16 protein-coding genes are annotated in these 21,763 nt (G+C 55.5%); 11 read left to right on the plus strand and 5 right to left on the minus strand.

The window, feature by feature from the left end; genetic code table 11:
* Positions 1 to 91: 91 nt before the first annotated feature.
* Entirely contained in the window at positions 92 to 2,038 is a 1,947-nt protein-coding gene (locus LKE08_RS06395; protein WP_324703371.1) for a peptidoglycan-binding protein, read from the minus strand.
* A 47-nt stretch (positions 2,039 to 2,085) separates the two neighbouring features.
* Complete coding sequence (locus LKE08_RS06400; protein ID WP_324703372.1) at positions 2,086 to 4,863, minus strand: CHAT domain-containing tetratricopeptide repeat protein; 2,778 nt, start codon at positions 4,861 to 4,863, stop codon at positions 2,086 to 2,088.
* A 107-nt stretch (positions 4,864 to 4,970) separates the two neighbouring features.
* On the opposite strand from LKE08_RS06400, the gene LKE08_RS06405 reads away from it, so the two are divergent.
* The 3 genes from LKE08_RS06405 (at position 4,971) to LKE08_RS06415 (ending at position 8,256) form a co-directional block, all read left to right on the plus strand.
* Complete coding sequence (locus LKE08_RS06405) at positions 4,971 to 5,912, plus strand: FecR domain-containing protein (protein ID WP_324703373.1); 942 nt, start codon at positions 4,971 to 4,973, stop codon at positions 5,910 to 5,912.
* Between the two features lie 205 nt (positions 5,913 to 6,117).
* Positions 6,118 to 6,732 (plus strand): Uma2 family endonuclease, encoded by a 615-nt coding sequence (locus LKE08_RS06410; RefSeq protein WP_324703374.1) that lies wholly within the window; start codon positions 6,118 to 6,120, stop codon positions 6,730 to 6,732.
* 153 nt (positions 6,733 to 6,885) lie between these two features.
* The gene (locus LKE08_RS06415) at positions 6,886 to 8,256 is read left to right on the plus strand and encodes a GUN4 domain-containing protein (RefSeq protein ID WP_324703375.1); all 1,371 of its coding nucleotides are present in this window, start codon (positions 6,886 to 6,888) and stop codon (positions 8,254 to 8,256) included.
* A gap of 81 nt (positions 8,257 to 8,337) precedes the next feature.
* Here LKE08_RS06415 and LKE08_RS06420 read toward each other — a convergent pair whose 3' ends face one another.
* Entirely contained in the window at positions 8,338 to 9,084 is a 747-nt protein-coding gene (locus LKE08_RS06420; protein ID WP_324703376.1) for a WecB/TagA/CpsF family glycosyltransferase, read from the minus strand.
* Between the two features lie 114 nt (positions 9,085 to 9,198).
* Entirely contained in the window at positions 9,199 to 10,665 is a 1,467-nt protein-coding gene (locus tag LKE08_RS06425) for an NAD(P)/FAD-dependent oxidoreductase (RefSeq protein WP_324703377.1), read from the minus strand.
* Positions 10,666 to 10,910: 245 nt separating this feature from the next.
* On the opposite strand from LKE08_RS06425, the gene LKE08_RS06430 reads away from it, so the two are divergent.
* From LKE08_RS06430 to cysE, 7 genes are all read left to right on the plus strand, one after another.
* Positions 10,911 to 14,183, plus strand: coding sequence for a glycoside hydrolase family 15 protein (locus LKE08_RS06430; RefSeq protein ID WP_375341403.1), 3,273 nt, complete (start codon positions 10,911 to 10,913; stop codon positions 14,181 to 14,183).
* 91 nt (positions 14,184 to 14,274) lie between these two features.
* The gene (locus LKE08_RS06435; RefSeq protein WP_324703379.1) at positions 14,275 to 14,595 is read left to right on the plus strand and encodes a NifB/NifX family molybdenum-iron cluster-binding protein; all 321 of its coding nucleotides are present in this window, start codon (positions 14,275 to 14,277) and stop codon (positions 14,593 to 14,595) included.
* A gap of 181 nt (positions 14,596 to 14,776) precedes the next feature.
* Positions 14,777 to 15,640, plus strand: coding sequence for an ATP-binding protein (locus tag LKE08_RS06440; RefSeq protein ID WP_324703380.1), 864 nt, complete (start codon positions 14,777 to 14,779; stop codon positions 15,638 to 15,640).
* Positions 15,637 to 16,524: an ATP-binding protein gene (locus tag LKE08_RS06445; protein WP_324703381.1), complete on the plus strand. Its 888-nt coding sequence runs from the start codon at positions 15,637 to 15,639 to the stop codon at positions 16,522 to 16,524. The genes LKE08_RS06440 and LKE08_RS06445 overlap by 4 nt, the downstream gene beginning before the upstream one ends.
* Positions 16,525 to 16,559: 35 nt before the next feature.
* Positions 16,560 to 16,898: a NifB/NifX family molybdenum-iron cluster-binding protein gene (locus LKE08_RS06450; RefSeq protein ID WP_324703382.1), complete on the plus strand. Its 339-nt coding sequence runs from the start codon at positions 16,560 to 16,562 to the stop codon at positions 16,896 to 16,898.
* Between the two features lie 126 nt (positions 16,899 to 17,024).
* Entirely contained in the window at positions 17,025 to 17,882 is an 858-nt protein-coding gene (locus LKE08_RS06455; RefSeq protein WP_324703383.1) for an ARMT1-like domain-containing protein, read from the plus strand.
* A 334-nt stretch (positions 17,883 to 18,216) separates the two neighbouring features.
* Entirely contained in the window at positions 18,217 to 18,987 is a 771-nt protein-coding gene (gene cysE / locus LKE08_RS06460) for a serine O-acetyltransferase (RefSeq protein ID WP_324703384.1), read from the plus strand.
* Here cysE and LKE08_RS06465 read toward each other — a convergent pair.
* Positions 18,984 to 19,565: an Npun_F5749 family FMN-dependent PPOX-type flavoprotein gene (locus tag LKE08_RS06465; RefSeq protein WP_324703386.1), complete on the minus strand. Its 582-nt coding sequence runs from the start codon at positions 19,563 to 19,565 to the stop codon at positions 18,984 to 18,986. The two genes, cysE and LKE08_RS06465, sit on opposite strands and share 4 nt — an antisense overlap.
* A 109-nt stretch (positions 19,566 to 19,674) precedes the next feature.
* Between LKE08_RS06465 and LKE08_RS06470 the strand changes: the two genes are divergently transcribed.
* The gene (locus LKE08_RS06470) at positions 19,675 to 20,748 is read left to right on the plus strand and encodes a tocopherol cyclase family protein (RefSeq protein WP_324703385.1); all 1,074 of its coding nucleotides are present in this window, start codon (positions 19,675 to 19,677) and stop codon (positions 20,746 to 20,748) included.
* Positions 20,749 to 21,763 lie beyond the last annotated feature (1,015 nt).

The raw sequence follows: 21,763 nt of genomic DNA on the forward strand, positions 1-21,763 counted from the left end.
AATTCGCCTCCCCCTTTTCAAGGGGGACGGGAGGGGGCTCAATTCGCCTCCCCCTTTTCAAGGGGGACGGGAGGGGGATCGACGACAATTATCAATCTTGAAAGACCATCACGCTTCCGGAATAGCAGGCGACCCAAACCTGTCGCATTTGGGGGTCGTAAGTGATGCCGATGGGGTGGTGGTTGACGCGGACGCTGTGGATGATTTTCATGTCTTCGGTGCGAACTTTACTCATTGTATTCGATTTGTAATTCACCACGTATAGAAATTGACCGTCGTCGGAAATTGCCATGCTTCTCGGGTTTTTTCCGGTGGTGATTTTTTTGATAATTTTCCCCGTCGATAAGTCGAGTTTTGCCACCTTGCCTTCGGAATTTAACGTGACGTAGAGAAACTTTCCGTCCGGGCTAATATTGAGATGGCGGGGGGCACGGCCGACATTGTTCAGCCAACTGACGGAAAAATCTTCCAGGTTGACGCGGGCGATTTGGGTGGAACCCATCACCGCCACATAGGCGGTTTTCGAGTCGGGATGGACGGCGATTCCTCGGGGGTAGCGGCCGATTTTGATGCGTTTGATTTCCTCGTCCGTTTGGGTATCGACGACGCTCAAATCCCAGCCGCACCAATTGCTCACCAAAACGAACCGTCCGTCCGGCGTGACGGCGTTAAATTTGGGAACCGGTCCCACTTGAATGGCTTGTTCTATGGTGAGGGTTTCGGTGTTTATTTTGTAGAGAAAACTGTCGTCGTGTTTTCCCGCCGGAGAACATTTGTCGGTGCCGGGACGCTTGAAGCCGGGGCCGTACATTTTATAGTTGGCGACGTAGGCGAATTTGCCGTCGGGGGAGAAGGAGGCTTCGACGGGGGAACCTTTGTAATTTCCCTGGAATTTGGAGAAGCCGAAGTCGGACAGTTTGATGTTGTCGGGGAGGGTTTTAATTAATTCAAAGGTGCGATCGTAGATGGTGATTGTGTGGCGGTACATCATGTTTTGGGCGAAAAATAAGCCCGTGCCCGAGTGGACGATGGATTTGGGAGACAGTCCGCCGGTGATGGTTTTGAGGTGGGTCATTTTCCCGGAGGGATCGCGGGGTGGAGCCTCCACGAAACTGGGATTTTGCAAGACGGCGATCGCGGCATTTAATCCCCCTTCTAGATTGGGAAGTTCGGCGGTCGAAACTTCCATTTCTTGTGGCGATTCCGTCGGTGTCGGGCTGGGAGTCGGTGCGGCGATCGCCTCCGTTCTTTTGATTTCAAGGGGGGTAATTCGGGTGGAAGTGTCAATTTTAAATTGCACTTCTTCTCGGCTTTCCGTCGGGGCGGCTGCGGGACTTTGAACGGCGGTTGGGCGGACTTCCTGCTGTTCGGTTTTGGGAGGTGAAACTGGGGGGGTTTGAGCCGCCGCCCTTGGGGAAGGTGAAACGGGGGTATTTTCAGAGGAAGCATCAGCTAAAGCTGCGCGGGTTTGCGGCCCGACAATTCCATCGACTTTCAAGCCCCGATCGCGCTGAAATTCCCGGACAGATGCCTGAGTTAAAAATCCATAATAACCATATTTTGAACTATTAAAATATCCCAATCTTTTGAGTTGAACCTGAATTCTAACAACTTCCAAGCCCAGGCTTCCGGGCTTCAAAGTTGGCATTTTTTTCAAGTCTTGCGGTGTCGCCGAATCGGGGCGGACTGTAGTTTCTTCCCCCCGCAATGCGGCTAAAGTTTTCCGGCCGACGATGCCATCAATTTTTAACCCTTTGTCTTTCTGAAACTGTCGGACTGCCTCCCGGGTCATGGAGTCGTAATATCCCGTTACCGGGCCGTCAAAATACCCGTCGTCGCGGAGTTGTTCTTGCAGGGCTTTCACCTGGGAACCCCGATCGCCCCGGCGGAGGGCGTGGGCCTCACCGATTCCCAGGAATAAAATCAGGGCGATCGCGCCCACGAGTGAGATGATGGGACGGCGACGGGGCGCTGGGGCTCGTCTTCGGTTAGATGGATCGGAATGGGAGGCCAAACGCAATAAAGCCAGGATGTCCATAAGTCATTCGACAGCATTTTTCTCCGCTATCCTACTACAATTTCCCCCTATTTTGAACGGTTCCATTCCCCCTGAACCGTAAACCCCGCCCAATAGTAGGGGGAGTGCCAGCGGGATTGCCGCCAGATCTCGATTTGGGCCTGCCGCAGGGCCTCCGACGGAGTGCGATCGCCCTCGATCATATTGCGATAAAATATCCCCATCAATTCCGCCGTGGCGCGATCGTCCACCGCCCACAAACTCACCACCACCCGCGCCGCCCCGGCGTACATGAAACCCCGGGTGAGTCCCACCAAACCTTCCCCCCGCACCTCTTGCCCCAAGCCGGTTTCGCAGGCGCTCAACACCACCAAATCGGCGGGGAGATTCAAGTTAAAAATATCGTGCAACCGCAGAAATCCGTTCAGGGGTTGACCGTCCGGATCGAGGAGGGAGAGGACCAAGCCGGAGAGTTCCGGGTTTTGGCTGTTGAGAATGCCGTGGGTGGCGAAGTGGAGGATGCGATAGCGACTCAGTTGCTCACTGGTGGCGAAATCCCGGGTGGCGGAAAAGCCGAATTCCCGGGTGGATTCCCCGGGGGGGACGAGGGCGAGAATTTGTTCGGCCTCCGTCTGGGTGTAGGGGAGGCGGTCGAAGAGTACCCCCGACTCCCGGGCCGATCGCTCCAAATCCGGCGGCAGGGGGGCCGGGGCGATCGCGCCATTGTCCCGAAGTCGCTCGTCGTAGCGGCTGAACACCGGATCAGCCAAAACCGCGACGGTCCTTTCGGCTGGTTTCCGTCCGGCGATCTCCCGCCGCAACACGGCCAGGGCCGAAGCCGAAGGCAGCGTCACCACCTCGCGATCGACGATCAGGGGCCGATAGTCTTCCCCTGCGGTTTGGGACAGGGCGGCGAAGGGGACGTACTGCAACGCCCCGTCCGGGGCCACCAGCAACCGGGTTTTGTCGGTCCGGTCCGCCACCGGACCGAGCAACAGTTTCCCCAACTCGGCGGCGGCCGTTTCCGCCCGGGTGCGGCGGATTCGCAGGTTCGGCAAAATGAAACTGTCCCTAAATTTTTGGGTGGCGGCTTCGAGGGTTTGCCGTCCGGGGAGTTCGTAGGTTTCCAGAGACTCGGACGTCACCGCCCAGACGAAACTCCGCTTTTCCCCCAGGGAGTAGGCCAGCAACAGACTCTGTTCGTCGAGAACCTGTTGTTGGATTTCCGCCAAACTCAGGGGTTCGGGCTGCGTCAGGGCGGCGTAGCGGGGACTCCCGGCGCGAATTTCAGCCACAACGCCCCGGTATTCGTCCAGGAGGCGATCGATCTCTTGTGCGATCGCGGCCTTTTGTTCGGCGGTGTGGGGGTTGCCCAGGAGCTCGATGCGGCGTTGTTCGGCGGCGGCGAGTTGCCGTTGAAGCCGTTGTTTCCGTTCCAGGAGTTGGGGATCGACTCCCGATGTCACCTCGCCCCCCATTTCGGCGAGGAGATCCAATAATGACCGGGCTTTCGCCCGTTCGCTGGCCTGCAAGGCCCGGGCATCATACCCGCCATCGGGCCGCAGCCCGTGCAGTTCCATGAGCAAATCGATATAAAATTCGTAATATTCCTGTTTGGAGGCGAAAAACGTGGTTCGGAGTTCCTGGGATGCCACGTTGGTGCGGAGATCTTCAATAATCGCGATCGCCGCTTCGATTTCCACCAACGCCGCATCGCGATCGCCTCCGGACCGGCGGGCGATGGCGATCCGATACCGGGATAGGGCTTCTTTGGCGCGATCGCCGATTTCCCGCCGCAAAGCCAGGGCCCGGCTATAAAATTGCAACGCCCCCTCAAAATCCCCCTGTTTGGCGGAGACGACGCCGATATTATTCAACGTGCTCGCCAATCCGCTGCGGTTGGCAATTTCCTCCCACAAGGGCTCGGCTTCCTCGAAGCTGGTCCGGGCGCGATCCCAATTGCCCAGGCGGGTGTAGGTGTAGCCGATATTGTTGAGGGTGGTGGCCATCCCGAGGCGATCGCCCTTTTCCCGGTAAAGCAATAGGGCTTTCTGGTAGGCGTAAAGGCTCTGGTTGTAGTTATCTTGGGAATCGTAATACAAACCGATATTGTTGAGGGTGACGGCCTCCCCGCCGCGATTTTCGAGTTGCTGCCACAGGGTCAGCGATCGGCGATAATAGTCGAAACTGAGGGGATATTCCCCTAAACTGTCGTAGAGCAAACCCAGATTGTTGAAGGTGCTCGCGAGTCCTTCCCGGTTGTCGATCTGGCGGTGTAATTCCAGGGCGGCGGTGTAAGTGTCGATCGCCGCTTGGTAGTTCCCCAGGGGTTCGTAAACCGCCCCCAAGCCGTTGAGGGCGTAGGCTTCCCCCCGTTTGTCTCCCCCCTCGCGATAGTCGGAAATGGCTTGTTGGTAGGATGCGATCGCCTGTTGGTAGTCCCCCAATTTGTAATGGAGTCTGCCGATTTGGTTGAGGGTGTAGGCCCGATCCTGAATGCGATCGCCCGTTTTGTAGTAATCCAGCGCCTTTTTGTAGGCGTCCAAACTCGACCGCAGGTCCCCCAGGCGATCGTACACCAACCCCAGCCCCCACAGTGTCTCGGCTTCCCGGTCTTTCGACCCCAATTCCCGATACAGTCCGACGGCTGTGTTAAGTTCGGTAAGGGCAATTTGCAGGGCTTCCGGCGTCCCCTCCCGCACCAATTCCACCCCCGCCTCGAAAGCGGTTTGGGCTTCCGCGACGCGGGGATCTGGGGCGGCGGCCGCAACTAAAATCGGGGAGAATCCGACAATACAGGCAGAAACTAGGGCGATCAATCGGGTTTGGGGTGAGGATAGATTCATTGGAAATGGGGAATGGAGAAACTTTTACTTTTCACTCTTCACTCTTCACTTTTCACTTTCCCTACACCCTACACCCTACACCCTACACCCCAATTCGGGAGAGGAGTATGAAAAAATTTAAATTAACGGCTACAATTGCGGCAATTTTATTCGGGGCGATCGCGCCGGCGAGGGCAGATGTTCCCACCCTACAACAACAGCTTCAAGTGGTGCAGGGAAGGCGGGGGTTAGCCGTTGAAGGACTCCAGGGGGATGTCACGATTAATGGCAATCCCGCCCAACTCGGCGATCGCGTTGGGGCGGGGGATCTCGTCGTCACCGGAGACGGGGCGATCGCGATTTTGCGCGTCGATAGCAACATCGGCACCGTAGAAATGGCTGAAAATACCATTCTTGAAATCAGAACCACCTCCGGAGAAGCCGGCATCGCCCCCGATCAAGTGACCGTTTTCTTCGTCCCCAAAGGCCGAATTCGCGCCTCCGTCGCCCGTTTCGTCAGTGCACCCTTGCGCGATACCTCCACCGCCGCCCACCCCCAGGAAATCGCCGCCCTCCACTGGGAGGGACTTTTGGCGGACGAGGAAGACTCGGAACAATCCGCCGAAGAGTCCCCCTTTCGAGTCGAAACCCCCGTCACCGTGGCGGGCGTTCGCGGCACCTCCTTCGGGGTCAATGTCGGACCCGACGGCAAAACGGGAGTCAGCACCATCGAGGGCACCGTCGGGGCGATTTCTGAGGGGGAAGAAGTGCGAATTGAACCCGACAATTTCTCCGTTGTCAACCCCGGACAATCTCCGACATCTCCCGATTTTACACCGCCCTTATCGGGTTTGGAAATCTTCCAAGTCACCCGCTTAAATCCGCGCACCGTGAGAGTTTTGGGACAAGTCGATCCGATGGATTTAGTTTACATCGACAATCGGGAAATTGCCACCGATGAAAACGGGAAATTTGACGCGATCGCAGATCTCCCCGCCAGCCGCCGCCTGGGAATTGTCGTCCGGGGTCCCTCGGTGCGGGAGCGACACTACATCCTCCCCGTACCGTAAAATATAACGCTACGCGCTTCTTAATAGGGAATGGGGAATAGGGAATGGGGAATAACAACTGCCTTTTCATCCGGCTTCCAGCTTTGTCTCCCTTCCCAAACCCGTCAATACTCGCCGAGCTATTTGCTATAAAATCGGGTAGAATAGGCGAGATACCGGTTCCCCCATCGACCTTGAAAACCACACTATCAACCTGCAATTCACCATGATCGCAACTCCCCAAACAAAAACCTACACCCCCGAGGAATACCTGAACCTCGAAACCCAATCGGAAACCAAAAACGAATATCGCAATGGAGAGATTATCCCAATGGCAGGCGGAACTATCAATCACAATAAAATCGCCTTGAATTTTTGTCGCAAATTTCCGCTGACAATCGACGGACAAGATTACGAAGTATATCACGCCGATGTCCGTCTGTGGGTTCCCCGATACAACATCTACACCTATCCCGATGTGATGGTCCTGGCGGGCGAACCCATTTACCAAGAAAACCGCACGGATACCGTCATCAATCCCAAATTAGTTGTCGAAGTTTTATCGGATTCGACCCGGAACTACGATCGCGCCCAAAAATTCCTTTACTACCGTTCGATCAACAGTTTCCAGGAATATATTTTAATCGACCAATACTCCTTTCACGTCGAACAATTTTCCAAAACAGAAAATGGCAAATGGCTGCTGACTGAATACGAAGACGCCGACGACCAACTGACCTTAGAATCCGTCAACTACACCCTCCCCCTAAAAGACATATACGAACGAGTCAGCTTCCACAATCCCCCCGATCACGAACCGACATCGGGAACCTTACTATAGGCTGACTTCCCGAATACACCGGGACAGAAATTCGGATTTATCCGGCCCATCGTGTCCCGGTTTTGGGATGAGGTTGCGATCGCGCGGCATCTCCGCGAAAGAATCCCCCCAATTGCGGTAAAATAAACGGCGGGGGTTATTTGGAGAAGATAAATGAGCCAATGCTTGAACCCTGATTGTCTGGCGAGTAACCCGTCCGATGCCAAATTTTGTCAGCGTTGCGGCACCCAATTGTTGCTGAAAGGACGCTATCGCGCCCTCGAAATTATCGGTCAGGGCGGGTTCGGCCGCACCTTCAAGGGGTTCGACGAAGACAAACCCTCCAAACCCCCCTGCGCCATCAAACAATTTTATCCCCAAGCCCAGGGCACCAAAACCCTCGACAAAGCGAAACAACTGTTTGAACGGGAAGCCGTCCGCCTCGACGAGTTGGGACACCACCCGCAAATTCCCGAACTCTACGCCTATTTTACCCAAGACGATCGCCAATATTTAGTCCAAGAATACATCCGGGGAAAAAACCTCCAGCAAGAATTGCAGGAGTCGGGAAATTTCGGGGCAGATCGCATCCTCCAACTGCTGCAAGATCTCCTCCCCGTCCTAGATTTCGTCCACAAAAAGCAGGTCATCCACCGAGATATCAAACCCGACAATATCATCCGGCGCACGTCGGACAATCAATTATTTTTGGTGGACTTCGGCGCGGCAAAATTCGCGACTTCTACGGCTTTGACGACCCCCGGAACCTCCATCGGTTCCTCGGGCTACGCCGCCCCCGAACAGACCTTCGGACAGGCTAATTTTACCAGCGATATCTACAGTTTGGGCGTGACTTGCATTTATTTACTCACCCACATCGACCCCGTACAATTGTACGACGCCAACGAGGGGGAATGGGTGTGGCGGCAGTATTTGAGCGAACCCGTCAATCCCGCCTTCGCCCAAGTCTTGGATAAAATGTTGTCTCACACCGCCAACAAACGCCATCAATCCGTCGGGGCGGTGTCGAGGGCGATCGCACCTTTTATCTCCCCAAAAATCGACTACACGCACCTCGAAAATCTGCTCAAAAACGGCCGCTGGAAAGATGCCGATCGCGAGACGACCACCCTGATTTTACAGGCGACTAATCGCGAACAGCAGGGCTATCTCGACCTGAAAAGTCTCGACGCTTTACCCTGCGAAATCCTGCGGGCGATCGATAACCTGTGGGTCCGCCACAGCGCCGGCCGCTTCGGGTTCAGCGTCCAGAATCAAATTTGGAAAGCGATCGGCGGTTCTGCCACTGCGAATATCGAAACCTACAATACCTTCGGAGAACGGGTCGGCTGGCGGGGAAAAAATGACTTTTTGTGGTATAATAATCTCATCTTCGATGTCGATCAAGCACCCAAAGGTCACTTGCCCACGGGTCGGGTCGGAGATATTGCGATCGCCAGCCGCTTCCTGGGAAAAATCGGCGGTTTCGGGTTGAAAAGAATCCTGGCAATTACCGCCAAATTAGATCGGTGTGGCATTGAATAAGAATAGCCGAGAAACCGGGTTTGGCGAGAACAGCTTCGGTTCCCACACTGACATTCGGATATAAACCCGGTTTCTCAAATATCACGATTTCCAAAACGCCTTCCATGCGAACTGGGGAAGTGCCAGCATCCGCCGCCACCGCCAGGGCTCTTGATAGAGGCGATACAACCACTCCAAATGATTGTTACAGAACCAGGCGGGCGCCCGTTCTTTCTCCCCCGCCCAAATATCGAAACTGCCCCCCACGCCAATCCAAATCGAATTCGGACAGAGGTGGCGATTTTCGGCGATCCAAAATTCCTGGCGGGGCACACCCAATCCGACAAGAATCACTTGGGGTTGTAATTCCCGCAGGGTTTCTTTCATTTCTTGTTCTTCCGAGGGGGATAAATAACCGTGATAAGATGCGATCGCCAATCCCGGAACCTGCCGCTGGAACGCATCCGCCGCCTTCTGGGCGACTCCCGGTTTCCCGCCGTAGAAAAACGCCAATCCGGAGGACCCGAACTGGTTCACCCGATGAATCACCGCTTCCGAGAGTTCGATTCCCGGACAGCGTTGAATTTGATATCCCTTGAATTTCAGATAAAGGACGACCCCCGCCCCGTCGGGAATGACCAAATCCGCCTCCCGAATCGCCGTCGCCAGGGGCTCGTTCCGTTCAGCCTGCATCGCCATTTCGGCATTCAGGGTGATGACCTGGGTTCCCAACCCCAGACGCAGGCGACGCGACAGCCAATCGCCGTAATTTTCGGCCAGGTGCACCGGCAACCCCAAAACGGGAAACGTCGGGGGACTCGCTTCCGGCGTCAGCAAACCTTGAGACATAACTCCCTCACACACACTGCAAATCGATCGCAAATTATCCAAATTATACGTTCGATCTGCGCGTCCGTCTGGATTTCTGCGGGGGGGAGAGAACCGCGATCGCATTTTTTCAGGTCAGAATCGCCAAATTGAAACCCAGGATGCGATCGCCAACCCCGAAATCAATAGATACAGAATCGCCGTCGTTTTCTGCGCTTTCCTCCAAATCTCATCATAACTCAAATTGTAATTGGAAATCATCAAAATTGCGGGGGGATCAAAAATTTGAGGCAATAACCGATTTAACAGGACTCTCAAAATCACATTGACTCGCCACAAATTCTTGCGAAATTGGTTTTGATTGTATTGCCACGGGAAGCCAATTTGGGCGAGTTTAGCCAAAGCTGCGGTGTCGTTGGCCCGTAAAGATTCGTACAGCGGCAAAGCGCGGGAAAGGTCATTCTCGGCTTCGGAAATGGCTTGATGGAGGACGCATACATCCTCCAACGCAGCGTTGACACCCTGCCCGATATCCGGCGGGAAACAGTGGATGGCATCTCCCATCAGCACCACTCCGGCCGTATTTTTGTCATTTTCGGACAACAGAAAAAACAGTCCGGGACAATATTGGGGATCGGGAAATTGTCCGCCCTGGCTTTCTGCAAATCGGGCGACTTCTTCAGAAGATAATATTTTGTCGATTGGCAATTGGGGAAAAGCGGTTTCCAAAAAATCAAATACCTGCTTGCCGTCTTGCAGTTTCCAGATGTCGCGATCGGGATAGGTGATGATATTGGCGGTGCGGGGTTCGTCGGGATTTTTCCTCGGCAGCAAACCCAAAGAAACGGCACGATCGCGATCTCGGAACGCGCCGCGGATGGCGTAGGCGGTGCTGGGAATCGCCCGTTCCGAACCGTCGCGGTTGAGGGGCGGTTGGGGCGGCAGGGTGAGGACTTTGTATTTCAAACCCGAACTCGGAGAGGGAAAGTGCCGCATTTCAAACCGTTTCGATCCGGCGGAATCGTCCCATTTTGATAACGTTTTTCGGACGATGGAAGTGATGCCATCGCAACCCAGCAGCAGGTCTGTTTCAAAGGTCAAATTTTGGTCATCGCCTTCGTTATTATTTTTGGCGATAACTTTGAGTTTTTCCGAACCATCGCTATCCGCGATCGCTCGATCAATTTCGAGACAAACCGTGTCGAATAAAACCGTGATGCAATGTCGCCAATTTTGTTCGATTTCCTGATATAATAATTGCATGAAAGTAGAGCGGGGGAGCCAGTACGCGGTTTTGCGATCGCGACTTCCGGGAACGGGCATTTTTGAGGTGTTCTGGCTTCCGTCAGCTTGGATGACCGTAAAATTAACGTCCGTGTTGGCGACGCCGAGTTCCGCAAGGCGATCGCTCAGTCCCAGAAAGTCGGTGCATTTTTGGCCGCGGCCGTCGATCAAATAAAGAAAGGATTTGTCGGGTTCGTAGAAATCGGCGGACGGGCGTTTTTCCAAAACGGTAATATTGTTCCAACCGCTTTTGGCAAGCATCAAGGCAGTCGCCAAACCAGCCGGGCCGCCACCGATCGCGATCGCAGTTTTTTCCATCTTGTTTGACTCCTTTCTGTTGGTGCGTTTTAGCGCAGTTACTCTGGGGCTAAAGCCCGACAACGAAATGGGGGGTGGGTGAATTGCGATCGCCGGCCGAATTGTTCGTGACGAACAGACAAATGGAACGGGCGATCGCGACGGGAACGCTTTTTAGAGCAAATTCCGAGAGTATGCTAACATTAAAAATCGCTCAAGATGCCACATCTGGCGGTTCGATCGCGATCGCGAGGAGGATACGAGAAATGTCGATGACAGCAGCCGAACGGACGGCACGGTTGGAGGATTACTACCACCAGATCAAAACGGTCATCCTCCGGCGACAGAACCCCGTCAGCGGCTTGCTTCCCGCCAGCACCGCCATCACCACCCACGGCAACTACACCGATGCCTGGGTGCGGGATAACGTCTACAGCATCCTCGCGGTGTGGGGACTCGCCCTCGCCTATCGGAAAGTGGACGATCGCCCCGATCGCACCTACGAACTCGAACACAGCGTTATAAAATTGATGCGGGGCTTGCTATTCGCCATGATGCGGCAGGCGGACAAAGTGGAACGCTTCAAAAAAAGCCAGCATCCCCTCGATGCCCTCCATGCCAAATACGATACCACCACCGGAGATACTGTCGTCGGGGACCACGAGTGGGGACATTTACAACTCGACGCGACGTCCATTTACCTGCTGATGTTGGCGCAGATGACCGCATCGGGATTGCAGATTATTTATACTTTGGATGAAGTCTGTTTTATCCAAAATTTAGTTTACTATATCGGCCGCGCCTACCGGATTCCGGACTACGGAATTTGGGAACGGGGCAATAAAATCAACCACGGAAATCCGGAACTCAACGCCAGTTCCATCGGCATGGCGAAAGCCGCCCTCGAAGCGATGGACGGACTAAATTTATTCGGCGTTGACGGTTCCCAGGAATCCGCGATTAATATTCTTCATGACGAAGTTGCCCGCAGCCGCATCACCCTGAAATCCATACTGCCCCGCGAGTCCGGTTCCAAGGAAGTGGATGCCTCTTTATTGAGCGTCATCAGTTTCCCGGCTTTTGCCGTCGAAGAACAGGAATTAATCGATCGCACCCGCAATAAAATCATCGAAAAATTGCAGGGAAATTACGGCTGCAAACGGTTCTTGAGAGACGGACACCAAACCGTCTTAGAAGATAGCGAGAGGCTGCACTACGAACCCCACGAACTCAAACAGTTTGAAAATATCGAGAGCGAGTGGCCGCTGTTTTTCACCTATTTACTGTTGGACGGATTATTTACCGGCGATCGCGATCGCGTCAACGAATACCTCGGCCGTCTCGAATCCCTCCTCGTCGAACGGGACGGCTTCAAACTCCTCCCGGAACTCTACTACGTCCCGCCAGAATCCATCGAAGCCGAACGAGAAAATCCCCGCAGCCAACCCCGCAAACCCAACGAAAATATCCCCCTCGTTTGGGCGCAAAGTCTGTATTATCTCGGCACCCTCATTCACGAAGGATTGTTAGATATCGGCGATATCGACCCCCTCGGACGGCACCTGTGCGTCCGCCGCCACCGCGATCCGATCGTGCAAATTTCCCTCCTCGCCGAAGACGAGGATTTGCAGCGGGAACTCGCCAACCGGGGCATCGTCACCCACACCCCCAAACAGGTGGAACCCATCCAAATTCGCCACGCCCGGGAACTCTCCCAAATTTACACCCAAATTGGACGCAGTGAAAAACTCGGACTCAGCGGGCGATTTGTGAAGCGCCTGTGGAGTTTGAGCACCTCCCGAATTTTCCACATTTTGGGGGAAACGGTGGTGTTCCTACCCGCCTTTTTGGACCAGCAGGAATTTTATCTCACCCTCGACTATCACTTCCTCGTCTCCCAGATGAAAAGCGAACTGGCTTACATCCAGCGAAACTGGAACCAGATCGGGCGCCCGACGATGACGCTACTGCTAACTTGGACAATGTTAGAAACGGGTCAGGAAGCGTTATTAAACCTCATCGACGAACTCAAAACCGGAACCTGCAACGGGGTGCGGGTGAAGTTGGGATCGCTGAAACAACTGATGCCGAAGGCGGGGACGGAATGGATGAATTTCCTGCCCGACGTGGCGTTTACCGAATCGGCGGTGACGGAAACCCCATCCCAGACGTTCTATTTAATCCACAAACCCGATCGCAATTCTCCCCTGAGTGCGACCCAGGAATTTCGCCTGGAACGGGAAACGGATTCCGAATCGGTATTGCAAGAATTGAAAAAAGCGGAAAATATTTACGAACAGATCGAACTGTTGCGATCGCTGATCCATCTGGAAGGGTTGGATTTTGACACCGGATTCGGCGGTTCTCAGCGGTGCGTGACGGTGCGGGATCTGGTGAACGAAGTTTACTTGAAAGCCGAACAGGGGTTCCGATCCAAAACCGATTTGATGCAGTATATCGAAATGTACGGGATGCCCCCGAAAATCGAGTGGGCGGTGGTGCGGGAAGCCGCCGGGTTGCTGGGGAAAGTCGATATCGGTTTGTCGGATGCGGTGACGGAAATATTGGTCCGAGGGAAACAAATTACCGTCGGAAAAGCCTACAGCGAACAGTCCGTCATCGCCCAACCAATGCCGGCAAAAGAAATCGTCCAAAAAATCGATGAATTCTGCGGGGAAGATATTCGCGATCGCGTCCTCACCCAGGAAATTCTCATTTATTTGGGATGGTTGATCCGGTCGGAACCGGTGCTATTCAAAGGGTTGTTGGTGTTGCGGGTCAATTACTTGATATTGCTCCTCACCAGCGAGCTCGCCGCCGAGTTGAAAGTCACCCAGGATGAGGGTTACGAACAGTTGATGCACCTGACCCCCTTTGAAATCAAAAATCGCCTGCGCCAGGTGCTCGCCAGCTACGAGAAAATGAATCAGTTATTGAAAAAGCGGGAAGCCCTCCACGTCCGCCAATCCCAGGCCGAAATTGACTGGGAAATCGCCCCAGAAAAAGAGGGCGATATCACCCCCCTGGGCGGTTGGCGTCGCCAGCGCCAGATGTCCGGCGCGACGGGGCGGATACCCAAAGATTTTTATCCCAACGTTTGGGCAGTTTTGTCCCATTGCAAAGGTTTGGTGATCGGCGATAAATTGGAGCGGCGCAACCGGTTGGACAGCGATCCGATCGTGTCGGAAATGACGCCGGGTGAGAAGAATTTCGCCCTGACGGTGGAGCACTTGCTGAATAAAATCGAGGCACCGGAATACCGGCAGATGAACGTGGAAGCGCTGATGGAATTGAATGCGATCGTCAGTCGCAACCCGGAATTGCAGGTGGAAGATTACATTGTTTTGGATGTTTTGATCGGCTACGCAGTGCGGCTGGGGTGGCTGGAACGGTATCCCGAACGGAGCGATCGCTACGACGAGGACAAAGCCAAGGCTTGGCACAATTTTTATGAGTCGTCCCCCTACGTCTGCGCGGGTTACATCGTCAAGGCGTTCCGCTTCCTGATGGAGTCCGGTCAGGAAGAGCACGTCGCCTAGAAGTTGTTAAATCATTCCGAACAATCGCGACAACCTGCAACAATTACTTTACTATAGACTCATACAGTTTTGAAACACGGCCAAACTCGCGATGAAAGTTGCCATCAGTTCGACGGGGGATAACCTGGATGCCCCCCTAGATCCCCGTTTCGGGCGCTGCGCCTATTTAATTTTCACAGACCCGGACACCGGAGAATCGACCGCCATTGCCAACGATGCCGCCGCCGAGTCGGGGGGTGCGGGGGTCAAAGTCGCCGCGACGGTAGCCGAAAACGGTGCCCAAGTGGCGATTTCCGGCAGTTTCGGGCCCAAAGCGGCTCGCGTCCTGACTGCGGGCGGCGTTGAAACCTACACCACGAGCGCGACAACCGTCCGTTCAGCTTTGGAAGAATGGCGCCAGTTGTCCGAGTGATGGGGAATGGGGAATGGGGAGGAAAGAGAAGAGAGAAAAGAGGAGAGAGAAAAGAGGAGAGAGAAAATTCTCACTTTTGGCTCCTCACGTCTGACTCCTTCCCAAAGGGGAATCTAAAATCTAAAATTCCCTACACCCTACACCCTACACCCTACACCCGACCTTTAATAAGGAGGTTTTGATGAAACCGGAACGCACGACTATCTGTATCGCCGGAGGAAAGGGGGGGACGGGTAAAACCACCGTGGCGGCGAATTTGGCCGTCACCCTGGCGCGGGGGGGCGGTGCCGTCACCTACCTCGACTGCGACGTTGAAGAACCGAACGGACACTTATTTTTACATCCGACAGTGGAACGGCGCGATCGCGTCACCGTCCCCATTCCCCGGGTCGATGCCTCCCGCTGCATCGGCTGCGGCGAATGTGCCGATATCTGCCAATTCAACGCCATCGTGGCCCTGAAGGGATCGGCGATGGTGTTTCCGGAATTGTGCCACAGTTGCGGGGGGTGCGTTCTCGTCTGTCCCGAAGGTGCGATCGCCGAAGTACCCCAAGAAATCGGCACCGTGGAAACCGGAACCGCCGACGGTTTGGGCTTTGTCAGCGGATTGCTCGATATCGGCCAAGTCAAAACCCCCCCAGTGATTCAAGCCGTCAAAGAACAGATTCCCCCCAATGGCATCGCCATCCTCGACGCGCCCCCCGGCACGTCCTGCCCGGTGGTAGAAACCCTGCGGGACGCGGATTATCTGGTGCTCGTCGCCGAACCCACCCCCTTCGGTTTGCACGATTTGAAACTGGTGGTGGAGATGGCGCGGGTTTTGGACATCCCCTTTGGAATCATTGTCAACCGGGCCGGAATCGGCGATCGCGCCCTTTATGCCTACTGCGAAGCCGAAAACATCGACATCCTCGGCGAAATCCCCGACGATCGCCGCGTGGCCGTGGCCTACTCCCGGGGACAACTAGCGGTGGACGCCCTCCCGGAGGCTCAAACCCAATTCGCCAACATCGCCCGCACCCTCTCGCAACAGGTGGAATTATGAAAGAACTCGTCGTCATCAGCGGCAAAGGCGGCACGGGCAAAACCAGCACGGTAGCCTCCTTTGCGGCCCTGGCTCCCCGCCCCGTCCTCGCCGACTGCGACGTAGACGCGGCCGACCTGCACTTGATTTTATCCCCCACGATCCGCGATCGCGCCGATTTCGTGGGCGGCAACCGCGCCACCATCGACCCCGAGCGCTGTATGGGCTGCGGTGCCTGCCAAGAATACTGCCGCTTCGACGCCATCCATTGGACTCCCGAGGGCGGATACCGGGTCGATCCCATCGCCTGCGAGGGCTGCGGGGTGTGCGTGCGGTTCTGTCCCGGCGAGGCGATCGATTTCGGTGCGGCGGTGAACGGGGAATGGTTCGTCTCCGACACCCGCCACGGCCCGATGGTTCACGCCCGCTTGGGTATCGCCGAGGAAAATTCCGGCAAATTGGTGACGCTGGTGAGGAAAAAAGCCAGGGAAACCGCCGAACAATTGGGCCTGAATCTGATCGTCGCCGACGGGTCGCCGGGGGTCGGATGCCCGGTGATGGCCTCTCTGACGGGGGCCGATGCCGTCCTGTTGGTGACGGAACCGACGCCGAGCGGTTTCCACGATCTCGATCGCGTGGTGGAGTTGTTGCGCCGCTTTCGCCTCCCGGCGATGGTTTGTGTCAATAAAGCCGACCTGAATTTGGAGTTGACGGAACAGATCGAAAAATATGCGATCGAACGGGGGCTGCAAGTCGCCGGCCGCATTCCCTATTCTCCGGCGGTGACGGAAGCCCAGACGGCGGGATTGAGTGTCGTCGAATATGGCGATAACGATGCCGCCGAGAGTTTGCGGACTATCTGGGATCGGGTGGCGCAACTGTTGCAACTCACCCCCAATTTTTAGTCATTTTTAGACCCATTAACCAGAGGAGTATTGCCATGAAAGTTGCCGTTCCCGTTTCCGAGGGATTATTGTCGCCCCATTTCGGTCACTGCCAGGTTTTTGCCCTGTTCGCGATCGATCCGGATAGCAAAAAAATTCTGGAATCCGAAACCCTGACACCACCGCCCCACGAACCGGGATTATTTCCCAAGTGGCTGGGGGAAATGGGAGTCGATTTAGTATTGGCGGGGGGTCTGGGTCCGAAGGCTCAAAGTCTGTTATCCGAACAGGGAATAGAGGCGATCGCGGGTTGCCCTGCCCTGGAACCGAAAACGGTGGTTCAGCAGTATTTGAGCGGTAGTTTATCCACCGGAAAGAATGCCTGCGATCATTGATGGCAGATGAGAGGGATTTTGCCGGGGAGGCGGATTCTTCGTGTTTTCTGTCGTTGAGGGGGGATGGTTGGGATTTCTTTTTCATTCCCCCGTCATCCAATCAAAGACGATATCAAATCAAAGATCATGAGAACCTATATCGATTGTATTTCTTGCTTTTTGAAACAAGCTCAGTCGGCGGTGACAATAGCGGTCGATGATCCGAGCCGTCGCGAGCAAGTGATGGGGGAAGTGTTGGAGGACGTGAGTCGGATGAATTTCGATCGCTCGACGGTGGAAATCGGGGCGGAAATTCACCGCACCCTGCGGGAGGCGAGCGGAAATCCCGACCCGTATCGGGAAATTAAAGACCGCAGCAATCGGCGGATGCTGGCTCTTTATCCTCATTTTTCACAACAGATCCAATCGGCGGAAGACCCCCTGGAAATGGCGGTCAGAATGGCGATCGCAGCCAATATTATCGACTTCGGCGCGATTCAAAATCTCGACGAGGAAACCATCGATAATGTCATGTCCGAAGCCAGTGCTATCCCCCTCGATCGCGCCGCCGTTGAACAATTACGCCGGGAAGTGGAACGGGCAGAAACGATATTGTATTTGGGGGATAATGCCGGAGAAATCGTCTGCGATCGTCTGCTGATCGAACAATTGCCCCGGGAAAAAATCACCTTCGTCGTCCGGGGAAATCCGGTCCTCAACGACGTGACAATGGTCGATGCCGAAGCCGTGGGAATGACGAAAATTGTCCCCGTCATCGATAACGGTTTCGACGCGCCCGGAACGGTGTTGGAATTCTGTTCGCCCGAGTTTCGCGATCGCTTCCAAGCCGCCGATCTAATTATTGCCAAAGGTCAGGGAAATTACGAAAGCCTCAGCGACAATCAGCAAAATATCTTCTTTCTCCTGAAAGCCAAATGTCCGGTCATTGCCAAGGAATTTAATTCCTCAGTCGGCGTGCAAATTTTGCAAAAAGTTCGGCACTAATTTCCCGTTTTTGAATTGTCGTTGATGCGGGTCGGGTTTTCGTTCAACCCGACCCGCCGAGGCTTTCGACCCAATTTTCCGGTAAAATTTCACCACAGAGGCACGGAGGACACAGAGGGGGGGAAATTCTCACCCCCGAACCCCCCAATTGTGGCAGTCGTCAACGAACCCGGGGGCGGAGAGGGACACCGGGTCGGGGCGAGAGTCTCCATCCCACGGACGAAACAGTGGGCCATCTTTCGATTTGAGTAAATCTTGACAATCCCTTTCTCGAAAAAGCACTCATCCTTTAACATAGATAAGTGATTTGTTTAACAAAAATTGGTTTTTGATCGTGCTAAAGACCCTTCGAGCTGACTTTCGCATTATCTTCGATCGCGACCCTGCTGCTCGGAACTGGCTAGAAGTCCTGTTCTGCTACCCCGGCTTGCAAGCCCTGCTGTTCCACCGCCTGGCCCACTGGCTGTACTGCATCGGCTTGCCCCTCGTCCCCCGCCTGATTTCCCACCTGTCCCGGTTCATCACCGGCATCGAAATTCACCCCGGCGCCACCATCGGACAGGGCGTGTTCATCGACCACGGCATGGGGGTGGTGATCGGCGAAACCGCGATCGTGGGAGACTTATGCCTGATTTACCAGGGCGTCACCCTCGGGGGGACCGGCAAAGAAAGCGGCAAGCGGCATCCCACTCTCGGGGAAAACGTGGTCGTCGGGGCCGGGGCTAAAGTGCTCGGAAACCTGCAAATCGGCAACAACGTCCGCATCGGGGCGGGTTCCGTGGTGTTGCGGGATGTCCCCTCCAACTGCACCGTGGTGGGCGTTCCCGGCCGGGTGGTCTACCGCTCCGGCGCCCGGGTCGATCCCCTCGAACACGGCAGCTTGCCGGACTCCGAAGCCGTGGTCATCCGCGCCTTGGTCGATCGCATCGAAACCCTGGAACAGCAGATGGAAGACCTCCGGAAAGAGCAGGTCGTCCTCGTCGATGCCGGCGTGGGCGGGAATTCCCAACCCTCTGACGGGGTATCTCCGGAAGTCGCCCTCAGCCGAAGCTGCCGCATCCAAGACCGGGCGCTCCGGGAATTTTTCGACGGTTCCGGCATTTAAGGGTTGACGGCGCGATCGCGCCAAGTCCCGTCCGCCTGACGACCGTAAATGATCCGATCCTGCGGTTCGCCGCGCAACTGCAAGTGATCCACCCACTCCGGTTCCAACAGCAGCAACACGAACGGGGGCGGCGCTTTTTCCGGGATGGGATCGGGCGGTTCAAAGGCACTCGCGGGCGATCGCTCCCCCCCCGGTTCGGGCCAGAAAAATTGCGGTTTGGCGCGATCGGACAATTCCTGCCAAGCCTGATGGCGGAGGGCGTCGAGATCGCGATCGCCCGAATTATCGCCAATCACCCTCAACTCCCCCGACAGGCGAAACTGTTCCCGGGTTTTGGGAAAATACCAGCACGCCTCCCCCCGAGGATTGCCGCCGATCTGGCCGACCTTTTCGCTGCGGAGGTCTGTGACAAATTTGAGACAATTACTATTGTCCGCAAATCCCCGAAATACCACCGTCCGATTGGCGGGACACCCGTCGGCCCGGACAGTCGCCAGTTGCAGGTAACGGGAATTGGGAAGGCTACGATTTCGGTGCAGTGCCGCCGCCAAGTGCGATCGCCACGGGGGAAGGGTCATCATCGATCGAGAAATATCTGCATCATTTAATATACCGGCTTCCCAAAACCTCAACCTCCGCCCCGACTCCAACTGTTGCCTCTTGCCTCTTGCCTACATTGCCTGCCCTATGCTGAGTGCCAAACCGAATCCCCTGCAAACCCCCCACAGCGGCTACCACTGGGACGGAAGCGATCGCCGTTTCTTCGAGGGCTGGTACTACCGCGTCACCCTCCCCGAACCTGGCCAGACCTTCGCCTTCATGTACTCCATCGAAGATCCCCTGGGGGGCCGGCCCCACAGCGGTGGCGGGGCGCAGATCCTCGGACCCGACGACGGCTACCTCTGCCGCACCTTCCCCGACGTGAACAAATTTTGGGCCGCCCCCGACGCCCTGGAACTGGGCCACTGGGGAGACACCGACCTGAACGCCAGTCCGGGTTATCTCGACCCCCAACTGTTCGATCGCCACATCCGCCAGGGGTATCAGGGGACGGCGACCTGGCACCAGGGCACCCTCAAAGACGGTCCGAACGCCTGCCGCTGGCAATACGCCATCACCCCCGTCTACGGCTGGGGAAACCCGGCCCGACTCCAGCAGTCCACGGCCGGTTGGTTATCGTTTCTGCCGATATTTGAACCGGGTTGGCAAATTTTGATGGCCCACGGCTGGGCGACGGGGTGGATCGAATGGAACGGCGATCGCTACGAGTTTACCAACGCCCCGGCTTATGGTGAAAAAAACTGGGGCGGCGCCTTCCCGGAAAAGTGGTTTTGGGTCAACTGCAATTGCTTCGACGGAATCCCCGATTTGGCGTTGACGGCGGGGGGCGGACGGCGCGGCGTCCTGTGGTGGATGGAGTCCGTGGCGATGGTGGGCATCCACTACCGTGGCGAATTTTACGAGTTCGTTCCCTGGAATGGCCAAGTCTCCTGGCAGGTCGAACCCTGGGGAAGTTGGCAGATGCGGGCCGACAACGGACAATTTCAGGTGTCTCTGACGGCGACGAGCGATCGCCCCGGAACCCCCCTCCGCGCACCCACCCAAGACGGTCTGACCTTCTGCTGCCGTGACACCATGAAAGGGGACGTCACCCTGCAACTGCGGCAGGGAAGCCGGCTGATTCTGGAGGCTCACAGTTCCCTGTGCGGCGTGGAAACCGGCGGCGGCCCGTGGACGGAAACTTGGATAATTAACAATTAATAATTATTATCAATTGATGTCTTCTTCTGGCTCCTTTCCTAGCAATCCTGCCCTCGATCTGTTAAGATAACTAACACCTGGGGCTGTGGCTCAGTTGGATAGAGCAAGCGCCTCCTGAAGAATCGGGCACCATGTGGGGAAACCCCTTGTGTGAATGTGGTCAAACTCAGGGAAGCCTAAGTTCATCCGATGATGGATAAGGTAATCTTGAGCCAAGCTCTACTCCCTCGGGGTAGAGAAGGTGCAGAGACTGGTTTGAGGAGTCGGGATCGACCGCTTCTCGAACGTAACGGCCACCACCTACGGGCGGTTTGTCTAAGGTGAAGGGATAGTCCAGAGAGTGGGGAAACTCACACAAATCTGAAGCGCTAGGTCGCCGGTTCGAGTCCGGCCAGTCCCGTTTCCTTAAACCTCTCATCCTGCAGCGGTTGCAGCGTTCTGCTCAAGACGCTACAACCGTTCCTTGACTCAAAAATTACAAATCAAGACTTGCTATCACAAATTTGCCAATCTGTCAAATTCTCTGCTCTCAATCAGAAGCAATCGGGATGCAACTGGCAAAACACGAAAGAGTCCGGGAGCGTGGTAGCCCCGCGATTTTAATCCGGGGCGGAAACGCGACTCGTGCGGCTTTAGCCGCAATGATATAATTGCAATTACCTTCTCTGTGACCCGAATGGAAGGGGCTTAACATCCCGTGAGGGCAGACTTGCATCACGCAGAAATGTCGGTAGCAAAGTGGTTTCATCGGCGAGAGGCAAAAGGCGATCAGAAACAAGTAAAGGGAAGCCTTTGGGCAACCCATAGAGGCGTATTTGACTTCGCCTATGAGTCCGACAAGTCGGAAGTTCTGAAATCCCTCCGGGGAATCCCCGTCGCTTCAGCGCGGGGAGTAGTCAATCCAGTCCAGATGCAAAAGTTGAGTTGCAACCCGAAAGGTCAGCACCCCCGGCTGAAGCACGGGGGCTTCGTGCCCTCCCCTTCAGGTAGCTGACCAGCTTAAGCCTTAACTGGC

Origin of the sequence: Lyngbya sp. CCY1209 (genome assembly GCF_035615495.1) — a bacterium.
Lineage (GTDB): Bacteria > Cyanobacteriota > Cyanobacteriia > Cyanobacteriales > Microcoleaceae > Limnospira.

Coding starts and splice junctions, on each gene's coding strand:
- LKE08_RS06395 (WP_324703371.1), bottom strand. CDS start 2,038: ATGGACATCCTGGCTTTATTGCGTTTGGCCTCCCATTCCGATCCATCT.
- LKE08_RS06400 (WP_324703372.1), bottom strand. CDS start 4,863: ATGAATCTATCCTCACCCCAAACCCGATTGATCGCCCTAGTTTCTGCC.
- LKE08_RS06405 (WP_324703373.1), top strand. CDS start 4,971: ATGAAAAAATTTAAATTAACGGCTACAATTGCGGCAATTTTATTCGGG.
- LKE08_RS06410 (WP_324703374.1), top strand. CDS start 6,118: ATGATCGCAACTCCCCAAACAAAAACCTACACCCCCGAGGAATACCTG.
- LKE08_RS06415 (WP_324703375.1), top strand. CDS start 6,886: ATGAGCCAATGCTTGAACCCTGATTGTCTGGCGAGTAACCCGTCCGAT.
- LKE08_RS06420 (WP_324703376.1), bottom strand. CDS start 9,084: ATGTCTCAAGGTTTGCTGACGCCGGAAGCGAGTCCCCCGACGTTTCCC.
- LKE08_RS06425 (WP_324703377.1), bottom strand. CDS start 10,665: ATGGAAAAAACTGCGATCGCGATCGGTGGCGGCCCGGCTGGTTTGGCG.
- LKE08_RS06430 (WP_375341403.1), top strand. CDS start 10,911: ATGTCGATGACAGCAGCCGAACGGACGGCACGGTTGGAGGATTACTAC.
- LKE08_RS06435 (WP_324703379.1), top strand. CDS start 14,275: ATGAAAGTTGCCATCAGTTCGACGGGGGATAACCTGGATGCCCCCCTA.
- LKE08_RS06440 (WP_324703380.1), top strand. CDS start 14,777: ATGAAACCGGAACGCACGACTATCTGTATCGCCGGAGGAAAGGGGGGG.
- LKE08_RS06445 (WP_324703381.1), top strand. CDS start 15,637: ATGAAAGAACTCGTCGTCATCAGCGGCAAAGGCGGCACGGGCAAAACC.
- LKE08_RS06450 (WP_324703382.1), top strand. CDS start 16,560: ATGAAAGTTGCCGTTCCCGTTTCCGAGGGATTATTGTCGCCCCATTTC.
- LKE08_RS06455 (WP_324703383.1), top strand. CDS start 17,025: ATGAGAACCTATATCGATTGTATTTCTTGCTTTTTGAAACAAGCTCAG.
- LKE08_RS06465 (WP_324703386.1), bottom strand. CDS start 19,565: ATGACCCTTCCCCCGTGGCGATCGCACTTGGCGGCGGCACTGCACCGA.
- LKE08_RS06470 (WP_324703385.1), top strand. CDS start 19,675: ATGCTGAGTGCCAAACCGAATCCCCTGCAAACCCCCCACAGCGGCTAC.